At 64.5% G+C, this 15,070-nt stretch carries 17 protein-coding genes, 1 tRNA gene and 1 pseudogene; 8 read left to right on the top strand and 11 right to left on the bottom strand.

Annotation, left to right across the window (positions count from 1 at the left end):
* Window positions 1–3: 3 nt before the first annotated feature.
* Window positions 4–330, bottom strand: a complete 327-nt coding sequence (locus tag MSZK_RS00945) for a hypothetical protein (protein ID WP_233211057.1) — start codon at window positions 328–330, stop codon at window positions 4–6.
* Between the two features lie 95 nt (window positions 331–425).
* On the opposite strand from MSZK_RS00945, the gene MSZK_RS00940 reads away from it, so the two are divergent.
* Genes MSZK_RS00940 through MSZK_RS00930 form a run of 3 tightly spaced genes read left to right on the top strand, consistent with a single transcriptional unit; the run spans window position 426 to window position 2,302 of the window.
* Window positions 426–878, top strand: coding sequence for a Zn-ribbon domain-containing OB-fold protein (locus MSZK_RS00940; RefSeq protein ID WP_099243934.1), 453 nt, complete (start codon window positions 426–428; stop codon window positions 876–878).
* Complete coding sequence (locus MSZK_RS00935; protein WP_099243900.1) at window positions 875–2,074, top strand: lipid-transfer protein; 1,200 nt, start codon at window positions 875–877, stop codon at window positions 2,072–2,074. Before MSZK_RS00940 ends, MSZK_RS00935 begins: the two co-directional genes overlap by 4 nt.
* Window positions 2,075–2,302, top strand: coding sequence for a DUF167 domain-containing protein (locus MSZK_RS00930; RefSeq protein ID WP_099243898.1), 228 nt, complete (start codon window positions 2,075–2,077; stop codon window positions 2,300–2,302).
* Here the strand turns inward: MSZK_RS00930 and MSZK_RS00925 are convergent.
* The gene (locus tag MSZK_RS00925; protein ID WP_099243896.1) at window positions 2,280–2,558 is read right to left on the bottom strand and encodes a helix-turn-helix transcriptional regulator; all 279 of its coding nucleotides are present in this window, start codon (window positions 2,556–2,558) and stop codon (window positions 2,280–2,282) included. The two genes, MSZK_RS00930 and MSZK_RS00925, sit on opposite strands and share 23 nt — an antisense overlap.
* Before the next feature lie 50 nt (window positions 2,559–2,608).
* On the opposite strand from MSZK_RS00925, the gene map reads away from it, so the two are divergent.
* Entirely contained in the window at window positions 2,609–3,379 is a 771-nt protein-coding gene (map, locus tag MSZK_RS00920; protein WP_099243894.1) for a type I methionyl aminopeptidase, read from the top strand.
* Here the strand turns inward: map and MSZK_RS00915 are convergent, their stop codons facing one another.
* The 6 genes from MSZK_RS00915 to MSZK_RS00890 all read right to left on the bottom strand — a co-directional run bounded on the left by MSZK_RS00915 (window position 3,380) and on the right by MSZK_RS00890 (window position 9,282).
* The gene (locus MSZK_RS00915; RefSeq protein ID WP_099243892.1) at window positions 3,380–4,117 is read right to left on the bottom strand and encodes an ABC transporter ATP-binding protein; all 738 of its coding nucleotides are present in this window, start codon (window positions 4,115–4,117) and stop codon (window positions 3,380–3,382) included.
* Entirely contained in the window at window positions 4,104–4,940 is an 837-nt protein-coding gene (locus tag MSZK_RS00910; RefSeq protein ID WP_099243890.1) for an ABC transporter ATP-binding protein, read from the bottom strand. The genes MSZK_RS00915 and MSZK_RS00910 overlap by 14 nt, the downstream gene beginning before the upstream one ends.
* A complete protein-coding gene (locus MSZK_RS00905; protein ID WP_099243888.1) occupies window positions 4,937–6,139 on the bottom strand; it encodes a branched-chain amino acid ABC transporter permease in 1,203 nt (400 codons plus the stop codon). Before MSZK_RS00905 ends, MSZK_RS00910 begins: the two co-directional genes overlap by 4 nt.
* Window positions 6,136–7,173 carry a branched-chain amino acid ABC transporter permease gene (locus MSZK_RS00900; RefSeq protein ID WP_099243886.1) on the bottom strand — a complete coding sequence of 346 codons (1,038 nt, stop codon included), beginning with the start codon at window positions 7,171–7,173 and terminating at the stop codon, window positions 6,136–6,138. Before MSZK_RS00900 ends, MSZK_RS00905 begins: the two co-directional genes overlap by 4 nt.
* Window positions 7,174–7,250: 77 nt before the next feature.
* Window positions 7,251–8,468 carry a branched-chain amino acid ABC transporter substrate-binding protein gene (locus MSZK_RS00895; RefSeq protein WP_099243932.1) on the bottom strand — a complete coding sequence of 406 codons (1,218 nt, stop codon included), beginning with the start codon at window positions 8,466–8,468 and terminating at the stop codon, window positions 7,251–7,253.
* 187 nt (window positions 8,469–8,655) lie between these two features.
* Window positions 8,656–9,282, bottom strand: coding sequence for an ANTAR domain-containing response regulator (locus MSZK_RS00890; protein WP_099243884.1), 627 nt, complete (start codon window positions 9,280–9,282; stop codon window positions 8,656–8,658).
* A gap of 100 nt (window positions 9,283–9,382) precedes the next feature.
* Between MSZK_RS00890 and MSZK_RS00885 the strand changes: the two genes are divergently transcribed.
* A tRNA-Leu gene (locus MSZK_RS00885) sits at window positions 9,383–9,459 on the top strand.
* A gap of 457 nt (window positions 9,460–9,916) precedes the next feature.
* On the opposite strand, the gene MSZK_RS00880 is transcribed toward MSZK_RS00885, so the two are convergent.
* From MSZK_RS00880 to MSZK_RS00875, 3 genes and pseudogenes are all read right to left on the bottom strand, one after another.
* Window positions 9,917–11,293 (bottom strand): pentapeptide repeat-containing protein, encoded by a 1,377-nt coding sequence (locus MSZK_RS00880; protein ID WP_142389823.1) that lies wholly within the window; start codon window positions 11,291–11,293, stop codon window positions 9,917–9,919.
* 110 nt (window positions 11,294–11,403) lie between these two features.
* Window positions 11,404–11,538 (bottom strand): hypothetical protein, encoded by a 135-nt coding sequence (locus tag MSZK_RS33360; protein ID WP_255414172.1) that lies wholly within the window; start codon window positions 11,536–11,538, stop codon window positions 11,404–11,406.
* A 99-nt stretch (window positions 11,539–11,637) separates the two neighbouring features.
* Window positions 11,638–11,880 (bottom strand): annotated as a pseudogene (locus MSZK_RS00875) (transposase); the annotation flags it as partial.
* Window positions 11,881–12,614: 734 nt separating this feature from the next.
* On the opposite strand from MSZK_RS00875, the gene MSZK_RS31885 reads away from it, so the two are divergent.
* From MSZK_RS31885 to MSZK_RS00865, 3 genes are all read left to right on the top strand, one after another.
* Window positions 12,615–12,842: a hypothetical protein gene (locus MSZK_RS31885; RefSeq protein ID WP_142389822.1), complete on the top strand. Its 228-nt coding sequence runs from the start codon at window positions 12,615–12,617 to the stop codon at window positions 12,840–12,842.
* 850 nt (window positions 12,843–13,692) lie between these two features.
* Window positions 13,693–14,094, top strand: coding sequence for a hypothetical protein (locus MSZK_RS00870; RefSeq protein WP_142389820.1), 402 nt, complete (start codon window positions 13,693–13,695; stop codon window positions 14,092–14,094).
* 221 nt (window positions 14,095–14,315) lie between these two features.
* On the top strand, window positions 14,316–15,068 hold the full coding sequence (locus MSZK_RS00865; RefSeq protein WP_142389819.1) for a phosphatase PAP2 family protein: 753 nt from the start codon (window positions 14,316–14,318) through the stop codon (window positions 15,066–15,068).
* The last annotated feature ends 2 nt before the right edge of the window (window positions 15,069–15,070 follow it).

Here is a 15,070-nt window from a genome sequence, read left to right as displayed (position 1 = left end):
ACTCTATGCACCGCCGCCGACAGGCCGTGCGGTCAGTAGCCGAGGAACGTCCGGAACCGCTGTCCGACCGCCATCGACTGACCCATCCGCCGTACCCAACCGTCGAGCGCCGCCTTCGTGTCGGCGATCCCAGCCGCGTTCCCGCTGTCCCAGAGCGATCATGCCGGCCTCGTCGGTGACCCCGTGGGCCTGCGCCAGTCGGGCCAGGTCCGCGTAGTCCTGCAACGAGATGCCGTGGATCGGGTCCCAGATCGGGTCGTCGGCGGACACCGACACGTTGGACGGCCCGCCGAACGTCGCGGGATCGGACAGCTTCTTGAAGAATTTCATGGGCCCCACTGCACTCGGGCACGGCGGCTACCGATCCCAACTTCGAACTGGAACATGTTTCAGTTCCATGGCGTGGATCGCATACGATGGGCCGCGTGCCAGCTTCTCCAGACGCTCCCGCCCAACTACCGGCGATCGACGGTTGGTGGGACCACGACGACGCCGGGGTTCCGCATCTGATCGGCGCCAAGTGCCCACAGTGCGGTACCTATGTCTTCCCGCCGCGGGAGAACAACTGCCCCAACCCGGCCTGTGACAGCGATGTACTCGATGCCGTCGCCCTGTCCCGGCGGGGCACCATCTGGAGCTACACCGAGAACCGGTACGCGCCACCGCCGCCGTACCCCTCGCCGGATCCGTTCGAACCGTTCGCGGTGGCTGCTGTCCAGCTCGCCGACGAGGGCCTGATCGTGCTCGGCAAGGTGGTCGAGGGCACGCTGGCCGCTGACCTCAAGGTCGGCATGGAGGTCGAGCTGACCACCATGCCGCTCTACACCGACGACGACGGCGTCGAGCGCCTCACCTACGCCTGGAGGATCGCGAAATGAGCCCGGACCCGGTTTACATCCTCGGCGCGGGCATGCACCCGTGGGGCAAGTGGGGACGCGATTTCACCGAGTACGGCGTGGTCGCCGCCCGGGCCGCGCTGGCCGAGGCCGGTCTGGACTGGCGCCAGATCCAGCTGGTCGCAGGCGCGGACACCATCCGCAACGGTTACCCCGGCTTCGTGGCCGGCGCGACGTTCGCCCAGAAGCTGGGCTGGAACGGCATCCCGATCACGTCGAGCTACGCGGCGTGCGCCAGCGGTTCGCAGGCGCTGCAGAGCGCGCGGGCCCAGATCCTCGCCGGCCTGTGCGACGTCGCCCTGGTGATCGGCGCCGACACCACGCCCAAGGGCTTCTTCGCCCCGGTCGGCGGGGAGCGCCGCAACGATCCCGACTGGCAGCGCTTCCATCTCATCGGCGCCACCAACACGGTCTACTTCGCGTTGCTGGCCCGGCGGCGGATGGACCTCTACGGCGCGACGCTGGAGGACTTCGCCCAGGTCAAGGTCAAGAACGCCCGCCACGGCCTGAACAACCCCTACGCGCGCTACCGCAAGGAAGCCAGCGTCGAGGACGTGCTGGCCAGCCCGGTGGTGTCGGATCCACTTCGGCTGCTGGACATCTGCGCGACGTCGGACGGCGCGGCGGCGTTGATCGTGGCCAGCAAGGAGTTCACCGAGAAGCACCTGGGGTCGGTCGCCGGTGTCCCGTCGGTGCGCGCGGTCAGTCTGCAGAGCCCGCAGTACCCGCAGCACCTGCCTGAATTGCCGGACATCGCAACGGATTCCACCGCGGTGGTGCCCGGTCCGGAGCGCGTGTTCAAGGACCAGATCCTCGACGCCGCCTACGCCGAAGCCGGGATCGGGCCCGAGGACTTGTCGCTGGCCGAGGTCTACGACCTGTCCACGGCGCTGGAACTCGACTGGTACGAGCATTTGGGCCTGTGCCCGAAGGGTGAGGCCGAGCAGCTGCTGCGCAGCGGTGCCACCACGATCGGCGGCCGGGTTCCGGTCAACGCATCCGGTGGCCTGGCCAGCTTCGGCGAGGCGATCCCCGCCCAGGCGATCGCCCAGGTGTGCGAACTGACCTGGCAGCTCAAGGGGCAGGCCACCGGCCGCCAGGTCGAAGGCGCCACGGTCGGCGTCACCGCCAATCAGGGCCTGTTCGGCCACGGCTCGTCGGTCGTCGTCGCCCGCTAGGTGGCCCGCACCGTCGTCGTCACCGTCAAGCCCGGCAGCCGCAAGGGCCCGCTGGTCGAGACGGCCGCCGACTCGACGCTGACGATTTACGTGCGAGAGCCGGCGATCGAGGGCAAGGCCACCGAGGCGGCGGCCCGGCTGCTCGCCCAGCACCTGGGTGTTCCCCGCAGCGCGGTCACCCTGGCCTCGGGTGCGACGTCACGCATCAAGCGGTTTCGCGTCGACTGACCAACTTCGCATCGGCCCCACGCCACACGTCGACAGCCTGCTGCAGCGGCAAACCCAGTGCGTCACAAAGGCTGACGACCGTCCCAAAGCTGGGACTGGGCAGCCGGCCGACTTCGATCTTGCGCAACGTCTCCGGCGAGATGCCCGCGTCGCGGGCGACGACCTCGGGAGCGCGTCCAGCCCGCGCTGCTCTGATCAACGCCCCGAGGCGTTGTCCGGCTCGGATCTGCTCGGGGCTCAGCGGTACACGAACCATGTCGGCGAGTATACGGTATAAAAATACCGATACGAGGGAGCCGCACGCCGATGATCGAACTGAAGACCGCCACCGAAATCGACAAGATGGCCGTCACCGGCCGGTTCGTCGCGCAGACCCTTCGCGCACTGGCGGTCACTGCCGAGCCCGGCTTGAATCTGATGGACCTCGAACACCAGGCCAGGGCGATGGTCACCGATCGTGGCGCCACGTCCTGCTACTGGGACTATGCCCCGTCGTTCGGCCGCGGACCATTTCGCAACGTAATCTGCCTGTCCGTCAATGACGCTGTGCTGCATGGCCTTCCGCACGACTACGTGCTGTGCGACGGTGACGTGCTCAAGATGGACTTCGCCGTGTCGATCGACGGCTGGGTGGCCGACTCGGCGATCACGGTGATCGTCGGGGACGACGCGGACCCGGCCGACACCGCGCTGATCGAGTCCACCCGGCGAGCACTGGACGCCGGCATCGCGGCCGCGGTGCCCGGCGCTCACCTCGGTGACATCTCGGCGGCCATCGGCGAGGTCGCCGCGGCGGCGGGTTACGCAGTCAACACCGACTTCGGCGGCCACGGCCTCGGGCGCACCATGCACGAGGACCCGCACGTCCCCAACCGCGGCCGGCCCGGCCGCGGAATGGTGCTACGCCCGGGCCTGACCCTGGCGCTGGAACCGTGGTGGGGACGCGGAACCGCGCGCCTGAAGGTCGATCCCGACGGCTGGACGCTGCGCTGCGCCGACGGGTCGAACACCGCGCACTCCGAGCACACCATCGCGATCACCGAGAACGGCCCGCGGGTGCTCACGCTCGTCGAGTGATCACGCCACCCCGAGATAAGCCGCCCGAATACTGTCGTCGGCCAACAACTCTCGGGCCGGTCCGCTGCGGGTCACCGAGCCGGTCTCCAGGATGTAGGCGCGGTCTGATCGGCTCAGTGCCTGCTGAGCGTTCTGTTCCACCAGAAGCACCGTGGTGCCCTGGGAGTTGATCTCGGAGATGATCTTGAAGATCTGAGAGATTATCATCGGGGCGAGCCCCATCGACGGCTCGTCGAGCAGCAGCACCCGGGGGCGCGCCATCAGCGCCCGCCCGATGGCCAGCATCTGCTGTTCCCCGCCGGACAGGGTGCCGCCGACCTGGGTGCGGCGCTCGGCCAGCCGCGGGAAGGTCTCCAACACCCAGTCCAGGCGCTCGCGATGTTCGGCCTTGTTGGCGAACTTCCGCCCGTAGCAGCCCATTTCGAGGTTCTCGAGCACAGTCATACCGGGAAATACGCCGCGGCCTTCGGGCGCTTGGATCAGCCCGTCGATCGCTCGCTGGTGGGCCTTGACCCGGCTGATGTCGCGCCCCTCGAACCACACCGAGCCCGACGACAGCGGACGCAGCCCGGAGATCGCGCGCATCATCGTGGTCTTGCCGGCCCCGTTGGAACCCAGCAGTGTGACCAACTCGCCTTGCCGCACCTGCAGCGAAACGCCGTGCAGCGCTTCGATCCTCCCGTAGTGCACCACCACGTCGCGGACCTCGAGCAGTACCTCGGGCTCAGAGCTGGTCATCGGGCACCCCCAGGTAAGCGGCGATGACGGCGGGGTCCTCGCGGATCTCGGCGGGCAGCCCGTCGGCGATCTTGCGGCCGAACTCCAGCACCACGATCCGGTCGGTGACGCCCATGACCAGCCGCATGTCGTGTTCGATGAGCAGCACCGTGTAGCCGTCGTCGCGGATCGCGCGGATGAGGTCGATCAGGGCGGCCTTCTCGCTGGGGTTGAAGCCCGCCGCCGGCTCGTCCAGGCAGAGCAGCTTGGGCTCGGTGGCCAGCGCGCGGGCGATCTCCAGCCGGCGCTGATCACCGTAGGGCAGATTTTTGGCCTTCTCCTCGCCGCGATGGGCGATGCCGACGAATTGCAGCAGCGCAGCGGCCTTTTCGATGGCCGAACGCTCCTCACGGCGATGCCGGGGGGTACGCAGCAGAGCGCCCGGCACCGAGGTGCGGTGCCGCGCGTCGGTGCCGACCACGACATTCTCCAAAGCGGTCATCTCGCCCCACAGGCGGATGTTCTGGAAAGTCCTGGCTATCCCCCGCCGGGTGATCTGGTGCCGCTTGATCCGGCCCAGCGGCGCTCCGTCGAACGTCACCGAGCCCGCACTGGGCCGGTAGACACCGGTGATCGCGTTGAAGCAGGTGGTCTTACCCGCGCCGTTGGGGCCGATCAGTCCGAGGATCTCGCCGCGCTTGATCGAGAAGCTCACCGAGTCCAGCGCGGTCAGCCCACCGAACTTCACCGTCAGATCCCGCGTTTCCAGCAGGGTCTCCCCCTCGGCGGCCTGCACGTCGCGGTGCAGCGCGGCCAGTTCCTCGTCGATCGCCGGTTCGGTCATGCTGCGGCCTTGCTGTCGTCGGCGCGGCTCAACAACTTTCGGGCCGACTGGCCGTAGGTCAACAGCTGCTGGCGGACCGGGAACAACCCCTGCGGGCGGAAGATCATCAGCACCACCAATGCCAGACCGAAGAACAAATACTTCAGATCGCCGAGGTTGATGCCCAGGAAGTGCACCCCCAGCAAGCGGTTCGGCAGGTACACGATGATGAACGCGCCGAACACGACGCCCAGCTTGTTGCCCTGCCCGCCGAGAACCACCGCGCACAGGAACAGCATCGAGTTGATGATGTTGAACGTCGGCGGGGCGACGTACTGCACCTGCCCGGCGTACAGCGCGCCGGACAGGCCGCCGATCGCCGCGCCGATGACGAACGCCCAGAGCTTGAACCGGAAGGTGTTGACGCCCATCACCTCCGCGGCGTCCTCGTCCTCGCGGATGGCCACCCAGGCCCGGCCGGCCCGGCTGCGCTCGAGGTTGCCCACCAGCAGCAGGATGCCCACCATGAGGATCAGGCCGAGCCAGAACCACCAGGTGCCGTAGTTGGCATCTCCGGTGGAGTTACCACTGGAGAACACCCCATCGGGATACTTCGCGGTTTCCACCACGTGCGGGTAGGCGATCTGGTTCAGACCGCGGGAGCCGTTGGTGACCTCCGAGAGGTTGTCGGCGAGCAGCCGGATGATCTCGCCGAAGCCCAGCGTGACGATGGCCAGGTAGTCCCCGCGCAGGCGAAGCGTGGGGATGCCCAGGATCAGGCCGGCGACCGCGGTGGCGGCCATGGCGATCGGCACGCACGTCAGCCAGGCCCACTTGTCGCCGAACAACCCGCTGGGGCCCACCTGATTCCACGGGCTGTCCGGGCTGGTGAGCAAGGCGACGGTGTACGCCCCGACCGCATAGAAGCCGACATAACCGAGGTCGAGCAGACCGGCCTGGCCGACGACGACGTTGAGCCCGATCGCGATGATCGCCACCATCGCGAACTGAGCCATGGTGCCGCCGAAGCTGATTCCCGGGGTGTCGAAGAACGGCGGCGGGAACAACGGCGACAGCGCCAGCAGACCGAAGCCCAGCACGCCGAAGCCCCACTTCTGCACCCGGGTGCGGCCCGCCCACCACTCGCGCATCCGGTCGCCGGGGGCCAGCAGCCGGTTGCTCCAGCGGCCCGGTGTGGTGGCGTTCTCCCGGTGCGTCATGCGCGCGCCTTTCCGAGGCTTTCTCCGAGTATCCCGGTGGGCCGGATCAGCAGCACGAGAACTAACAGCACGAACGCGACGACGTCGCGCCACTGGGTGCCGAACACCGCCTGGCCGTAGTTCTCCATGACGCCCAGGATCAGGCCGCCGAGCAGGGCGCCGCGCAGGTTGCCGATACCGCCGAGCACCGCGGCCGAGAACGCCTTGATGCCCAGCAGGAAGCCACCGGAGTAGATGATGCCCTGGGGCACCTTCAGGGTGTACAGCAGCGCGGCCGCACCGGCCAGCAGACCACCGATCAGGAACGTCGTCATGATGATTCGCTCCCGGGATACCCCCATCAGCGTCGCCGTAGTCGGGTCCTGGGCGACCGCGCGGATCCCGCGGCCGAACTTGGTGCGGTTGATCGCGATGTCGGTCAGCGCCGCGAGCACCAGGGCCGCCACCACGATCACGATCGTGACGTTGGAGACCGTCGCCCCGAAGACGTGGAACTGGGTTTTGGGCTGCACAAGGATGATCGGCTGCTGCGCGTTGCTGCCGCCGTAGCCCTTGATGATCTTGGGCAGCACGAAGTGCACGAATTCCTGGAGTACGAACGACATGCCGATCGCGGTGATCAGGAAGGTCAGCGGCCGTGCGTTGCGCCGCCGCAGGGGCCGATAGGCGACCGCCTCCAAACCCATTGCGGCCGTGCCGGATACCAGCATCGCGAACAACATGGCGATGGCGAGGTAGAACACCGTCAGCAGCACGCCCTTGTTGTAGGCGTTGCCGCTGGGCGTGAACCCGAGGATGAGGTCCAGGCAGAAGTAGGCGCCGAACATCCCCAGCATGAAGATCTCGGAGTGCGCGAAGTTGATCAGGCGCAGCACCCCGAACACCAGGGTGTAGCCGACCGCCACGAGGGCGTAGATGGCACCCCACGACAGTCCATCGATACTCAACTGCCAGAAGCCGTCTCGCAGGTTGTCGATGTTGAAACCGATGTCACTGGCGAGACAGGTGATCTGGCCGAGGCACTCGTGGACCATCGTCAGGGCGGCCTCCTTGGTGTCGTAAACGAGAACGCGTCCGAGCCTTACGGTCCCGGACGCGTCTCGCGAATCGGCTACTGGACCTTGTAGATCCAGATCAGGGTGGTGGTGAGCTCACCCTTGTCTGTCCATTGGTACTTTCGGGCCACACCCTGCCCGTCGTAGTTCTTCACCCACTCGAGCAGATCGGGGCGGGTGATCTTGCCGGCGTCGATACCCTTGAGCAGCACGGTGCCGAGGTCATATCCCTCGGTGCTGTAGGTACCGGGAGCCTGGCCGAACTTCTTGGTGTACTCGTCGGCGAAGCTACCGGTGGCCGGGCCGCAGGGGCACGACAGGATGGCGTCCTTGGAGGACTCGCCGGCCTGCTTGACGAACTCCGGATCCTTGGTGCCGTCGGCACTGACGAACTTGCCGGTGTACCCGCCGTCGCGCAGCTGCTGTACGAACGGGGCGGCCTCGGCGTAGTAGCCGCTGTAGAACACCGAATCCGGCGACTGACCCTTGACCTGGGTGACCGCGGCCGAGAAGTCCTTGTCGCCCTTCTTGACCGAGATGTTGCACTCCGACACCGCCACCGGGCCGAGGGTCTCGCGAACCGCCTGGGCCAGGCCGGTGCCGTAGTCGGTGCTGTCGTCGACCACGCAGACCTTCTTCTGCCCCAGCGTGTTCTTCAGGTAGTTCGCCACCGAGGGTCCCTGCACACCGTCGTTGGCCAGGCCGCGGAAGAAGGTCTTCCAACCCTGTTCGGACAGCGTGACGTTGGTGGCCGAAGCGGTGGCGGCGACCAGGCCGGCCTGGTCGAACACCGCGCCGGTGGCCTTGGTCTCGCCCGAGAAGGCCGGGCCGACGAGGCCGATGGTGAACGCGTCGTCGACGATCTGCGGCGCAATCGCGGTGGCCTTCTGCGGGTCACCCTCGGTGTCGAACGGCTTGAGTTGCACCTGGCAGCCGGGATTGGCGGCGTTGTGCTTGTCGATGGCCAGCTGGACACCGTTTTTGATGTTGATCCCCAGCGCGGCATCCGGGCCGTTGAGCGCACCCGCCATGGCGATCGACACCGGCGGGCAGTTCGCCTTGCCGTCGCCTGCCGGGTCGGCCGGGGTGGCACCGGAGTCGGCCTTCACCTCGGCGCCGTTCTGGTCGATCTGCACCTGCTCGACGATCTTCAGGTCGCTCTGCGAGGAGCTCCCGCCATTCGACGGGGACTGCTGGTTGCAGCCGGCGATGCCGATGACCGCCAGCAGCGCCGAACTCGCGGCGATTGCACTGCGTGTCGCGCGTACGCGCACGTTCCACCTCCGGGTCAGTAGTTTCACGGCGCCGATATCGCAGACCACCGTCCGGCCCACCCCTCGACACTGCGGTTGAACATATCCAACCCGTGGCCGCGGCGCGTGGTCTTGGCCGACGCCTGGCCGTGAGCATATTCCGGATCGCGACAAACGGCGCGGTCAGAGGAAACGCAGCGTTAACGCATCACGGCGAGGGCGTGGCGTCGTTCGGCGTGTCGAGGGTCTCCAACACGACCTCGGCCACCCGCTTCATCGTGGTGCGCCGGTCCATGGCGGCTCGCTGGATCCACTTGAACGCCTCGGGTTCGGTCATCCCCTGATTGGTCTGCAGCAGACCCTTGGCCCGCTCGACCAACTTGCGGGTCTCCAACCGGTCGGACAGGTTGGCCACTTCGCGCTCGAGCTCGGTGATCTCACTGAACCGGCTGACCGCGACCTCGATCGCCGGGATCAGGTCGCTGATCGAGAACGGCTTGACCAGGTAGGCCATCGCACCGGCGTCGCGGGCCTTCTCCACCAGGTCGCGCTGGCTGAACGCGGTGAGTACGACGATCGGCGCGATGCGCTTGCTGGCGATCTCGGCGGCGGCGTCGATGCCGTCGCGGCGGGGCATCTTGACGTCCATGATCACCAGGTCAGGACGGAGCTGCTCGGCCAGCTCAACAGCCTCCTGGCCGTCGCCGGCCTCGCCGACCACCTCGTAACCCTCCTCGCGGAGCATCTCGGCAAGATCCAGCCGGATCAACGCCTCGTCCTCGGCGATCAGCACGCGGCGGGAGGGTCGGTCTTGCGCGTCGGTGGGCCCGGTCATGCAGCCATTGTGGCGCGGCGCGGCTCAAACAGCGACCTCGGGGCGCTTCCGGACCCCGCCCGGCGATCCACTATCGTGGAACACCGCCGCAGCGCGGCCAGCCCTCGTATCCCAACTGGCAGAGGAAACGGATTCAAAACCCGTGCAGTGTGAGTTCGAATCTCACCGAGGGCACCAGAACATGCAGGTAGATACCGATGTTTAGGCCAACTAGTAGTTGCAAATGTGTTCTATTTTGTGCGTACCGTATGCATACCGTACGCGCCATGTCTTCGCAGGTCAGAGCCGCCCTTTTGGGCAACGGATACGCAATCCGTTTTGCACAGCCACGCGCAACCGTCTGACCTGCGAAAACAGCCAGAGATACCCGCAGAGTCGGCCGAAACACGGCGCGACCGACTGCTACACGTGTGCCGCAACTGCTTGGCGGTGATCGGCGGGAACTCTGGCGTGGAGGCCTTGCCGGTTGTGGCAATCTCGCGTTGCCGTTATTTAGGGGCTTGCTCTTGCATCTCCCGCACGGCACAGTCGAGAACCCAGTTGTACTCACAGCGTCAGGAACTCGCCGTCCTTGCCGGGAATACCAAAGCTCACGAATCGTTGGGCAGTTCCTCGGCCAGCCGCCGGCCCAACGTCATTCCTGCTCGTCGGTTTCGGGTGGCATCGGAGGTCCAATACCTTCCGGTGGACTATCTTTCGGCCACCGTGTGTTTTCGTTGTGTCGAATACCGTCGAAATGCGCGTCTGTCAGATCGCATCCGCGAAGCGACGCATCGCGGACATCGGCCTGGCGTAGGTTCGCTCCGGCAAGCTGAGAGCCATCAAGCCGAGCGGCTGTCAAGATTGCGCCCGAGAAGTGAGTGTTCCGCAGGTCGGCATTTGCCATCCTCGCGCCCGTGAGATTGGCACTTTCGAACTCCGAGTGCGGCAGACGAGCGTTGGTAAGGTGAGCGTCCCGCAGATCCGCATCATTAAACTGGACCGAGTTCATCCACGGGCGTTTGGGGTCGGAACTCTCATCTGTCCGAGCACTGAATAGCTTCACATTCGCCATGTCGGCACGATTAAAATTCGCACTTGATACGTTCACCCGCGTCATCAGTGCGTCGGATAGATCGGATTCAATGAACTTGCTGTATGAGAGGTTTGCATCGTCAAAGTTCACTGAGCGCAGGTCTACTTCATTTAGATAATAGCCACTGAGGTCTGCACCGTGTAGGTCGAGGGAACATGACTTCCAATTGTCTTCCGACTCCGCGACTAGTGGGCGATGCGCCCGAAGTGATGCCACCATCGTTTGTCGAATTTCGTTGTCCTGCAGGTACTCCGTCATGGTTGCGCCGCCGATGCCTTTTGGATTGTCTCGCGGGTCCTTCACACGCGGAGTGCGCAACTGCGAGCAAAACAGATCGACGCAGGCTTGCCGTTCTACGTCGTTGCCCAAGCGGTGCCAGGCGTCGGCCAGCGAGGCCAGTGCGAAGACAGCCGCGTGCCGAGTCATAAATTGCGCAGATCCGAGCTGTGCGGCGACTGAAGCGAATTGAGTTCGTAGCTCTCGTTCGCGGTCGTCAACGCGGCGTTGGGTTTCAAGCTCGTGGTTCGCGCGATCCAAGTCGTACTTCTGCGAATCAAGCGCCAACTGTTTGGCTGCCGTCGCCTGCGCGTCGACAGCGACCGCGTGTGCCCGCACCGTGAAGTTGTAGGTAAGTTCTGTTGTGGCCTGGCGTCTGTAAGCGACGAAGGCGGCACCACCGATGCCGATGATTGCCAACAGGGTGGCAGTGGTCCTGGCCGCATCGAAGAACCCACTGCCGTCAACAGTGTCGAGCCATCCGAACCATCCGCGTTCTTCATCGTTCCATGGCGCTGGCCGGTTGCTCAGAAGCCACGAGAGCCACGCGAACATTCCGCCACCAAGGACTAGACCTCCAACCGTGCCGATGACGACCAGGCCCCATAGAGGCCATCGGCCCGCTTGATGGGCGAGTGCTGCCTCAGCTTCATCGGTCAAAGGTGTCGACGGTTCCGGTGTAGGAGGAGGCGTGGACGATGCCGTAGATTCATCTGGTCTCTGTGTCGGCTCGCTTTTGTCGCCGTCTCCAGGTCGACGGTCCGATGTGGTCACCGAAGGACCGCGCTTGCCCTAAGGCGTTCGTCCACCGGCCCGATGGACGGCACCGCGCCGTCCTCAGCCGCGACCCCGCGCACAGCGGCCAGCAGCCGTAGTTCGCTGTCGATGTTGTCCACGTCGCGCATAATGCCAGCCTAGGGCGGTCACGCGCCCGATTTATCACACTCGTTTTGCGCTGAGATCCACGGACAGGGGCGAATGGAGCCGGGGTGGTGTGAGACCGACTTGATCCGCTTGTGTGCTTTGCGCAGCTGCGCGGCCATGTCGCCAGCATCGGCCGGCGACGCGGGCTGATCGCGGCCATCCTCACGGTCGCCGATCTTGAGCCAGCGGTGCAGGCAGGCTTCCAAGATGCCGAAGTGCGTCGCGATCTGGCGCCGCGGCGCCTCGCCCTTACGCGCCACAGCGATGACGTTGGCACGGAACTCGGCAGTAAGACTTCCACGCCGCCTGTTTCGACAAGACAAGATGGTTCGTAGGTACGCCCGCGAGGCAAAGGAGCGCTGACTACCCTGACTTCAGCGCCGTTGCGCCGAGCGAGCTAGTGCAAGTTAATGCCACGGGACTAGTGGGCACCATCAACGTAATGTCGGATCAATTCGGCTACGTGTTGCGGTGTGAAGTTACGCCCCTGGGGTGCCCCCACACTGGGGGTGCCACGAAGCAGATACTTACGGCCATCAACCGTGATTATTGCCGCCTCTGGCGTATCTGCTCTCGCGTCAGGCGTTGTCCAACTAGCGTTCAGCAAAACGCCGTTTGTTGTCACAGCGGTTCCATCGTATGTTCCATACGGCCCTGACTCGTGGTGCGTGGGGTACCCAACTGTCCACCCGTGGTCAAAGACCCGCCATCTCTGATGTTCCTCGTATCGGTCCGGCGTGCCCTTCTTGAACAATCTGTCCGGCGTGCCCTTGATTAGCCGCTTGACCCAGGCATGTTCCACGATGGGGAATGGCGCGACGTTGCGGAGCTTCATCTCTTGTACGAATTGCTCTAAACGCCTTAGCCCAGCACGTGACTCCCGATCCTCGTCATGCTCCCTCTCGGCGGCAGCCATACGCTGCGCTGCAAGCTCTCTTTCCAGCTCGTCGTCCATGTACTTGACACCCCCTTTTCAACCGCATTATCGCAGATGTTTCCAGTTTCGAAGCGATAGAAGCACCTTGACGCGTTTGACCGACGCTCAACCTTGGCACCCATGCCCAAGAAGAAATCGATCTCCATCTACGACCGTGACGGCAACCTTGACATCGAGCTCTACTGCATCAAGACCACACGGGCGAGCAAGGTGCCGTTCAAGATTGAAAACCCGACAGTACTCCGGCGGGTAGCTCGTGCAGTCAACGATTTATCTAGCTCGAAGCAATTCTGTACGATCATTTCAAGTGGTACAATGATCAATCATGTTGGGGCACTTACGATTTGATGGACCTTAATCCCAGCGGCACGCAATACGTTATTGCCAAGTTGTCAAAGCTGTGACGAAAGGCGTTTTGGCACAGGGATTTTAGTTGCCTGAAGGCAAACGATAGATCAGCAGGTAACTCCCCTGCCGACTATTCGTACGTCCACGCTTTGTGATACCGGTACCGCCGAACCCACCATGCCGAGCAATGTCGTCAGTTTGCTTCGCCGCAAGGCCAATTAGAACGGCGGTTCGTCGTCGGGGTCACTGACTGTTGCACGCCTAGTGAATGGGGTCGGTTTGAACCGTCCTGGGCTTGATGCCGGCTTCATGTTTGAGACAGCGCCGGCTGGGACGCCCGTTGTTGAGCGTAGTAGGCGGTCTCGTGCTTGACGGGTGGGACATAGTCCAGGACGCTATGCAGGCGGCGGTGGTTGCACCAGTCGACCCATTCCATCGTCGCGTCCTCGACATTGTCGAGGGTCCGCAACCGGCCGGACCGGAAGGGGCTACCCGTACTGATGGCCTCGTTTCGAACAAGCCGATGGTGGTCTCGGCCAACGCGTTGCCCTAGGCATCGTCGACGCTGCCGATTGAAGCGGCGATGCCCTCCAGGACAAGGGTTTCCGCGGAAGCGATGGACGTGTATCGACTGCCCGCGTCGCTGTGGTGGATTAACCCCTCGCCCAGCCGCAAAGTTGGTGGAGACCTTCGAAACCGGTGAAGCCGTGTTCATGACGAAGTTGCGGAACTACTGCACGCATTATTGGATACCGCTACCGACTATCGGAACCAACATCAGCTGGGATAAAAGCACGCCTGGCGTCGTACAGACCAATACGCTCTAGCTGAATCGCGACAAACTATTGCGTTGGGACAACTAGGCTGTCCGGCAAAGGCCTTCCTCCAATCTCAACCTGAGAGCTTCGATTTCGCGTCGATCGTTGAGCGCTACGTCAACGCCGCCAGCGTGTTTGCAGCCTGGCTCTGGAGCGAGATCAATACCCGGAGCCTCAACCTAGTAGATGAGCTCAACAGGAAGGCAATGGAACTGCACCTGTGGCAGCAAGCGGAGGTTGGCCTCCTGATTGGGTTACCAATGGAGATCCAGGGCCACCGGCCGATTGGAACGGCAGGTCATGGCGAGCACGTTAAGCGGAAGATGCGCTACGACTACGGGTCGCCGGGATTCCGTTTATGGGCGGTCGACACAGCGGGGATAGCGACCCTGATCCGAGATGATGGGTGGACATTTTTGCCGCGCTATTACTGAGTCGCTAAGCCCTTCGGCGGGTAAAGCATCGCCGCTTGTCCCCGCAACCCCTGCCACCCCCGCCAACAGGGCAGTTCGGAGCGGTGCTCGCAGGAGTTGCAGATCCCGGGGCGGACCACATTGGGGCCCAAAACACCAGATCCCGAGCGTTTCTGCAGATCGTGAAAGCCAAATGCCCTGGTACCGTGCGGTCAGGCGGAAGTTTTCAAAACCCGTGCAGTGTGAGTTCGAATCTCACCGAGGGCACAGCCATAATGGACGTCATCGACGTCACACGAATCATCCCCGGCCGACTGGCCTTGATCCTGCTGGCCGCCGGACTGTTCGCGGTCCTGACGATCATGGCCGTCGAGATCAACTCCGCCTGGATGACCGCGCTGGACTCGTCGGTCTGGGACTGGTTCAACGCCCACCGGACGCCCCAAAAGCACGGCCATTCGGCGGAGCTCTTCATCTACATCGGCAGGCCGGTGCATGTCGCGATCGCGGGTCTGGTCAGCGGGGCGCTGTTGGCCGCCGCGGCGCGATCGATCACCCGGCTCGTGGTCGTGACCGGCACGGTCGGGATGGGTGCGCTCATCGAGCAGACCTTCAAGCTTCTGGTCGAACGAACGCCGGAGAGCCTGTCCACCTTGCGTGACGGATCCACGCTGGATTGGCCGGAGCTCGACCACTACGTGCACTCGTTCCCGTCCGGTCACGTGACCGGCAGCGCCACCTTGCTCGGGACCATCGCGGTCTGTCTGGCCGCGGGACGCAGCCGGGCAGTCAAGCTGGCTTTCGCGATACCTGCGGTGCTCGGCGTTGTTTTCGTCGGCTGTCTTGCGCTCTACGTGCGGGCCCACGTCTTCACCGACGTCGTCGGCGGCATGGTTCTCGGCGGCGCGCTCGTCGCCCTCAGCGCAGCCGTGGTCGTCAAAACGTCACGGCGGGAGCGACGATCACCCGCTGTTGCCGTCGCCGCGCGGCCCTGATC

It is taken from the genome of Mycobacterium sp. shizuoka-1 (assembly GCF_002723835.1).
Taxonomy (GTDB): Bacteria; Actinomycetota; Actinomycetes; order Mycobacteriales; family Mycobacteriaceae; genus Mycobacterium.
The sequence above is the reverse complement of the archived record's forward strand: the minus strand, read 5'-3'. Positions and strand labels throughout refer to the sequence as shown.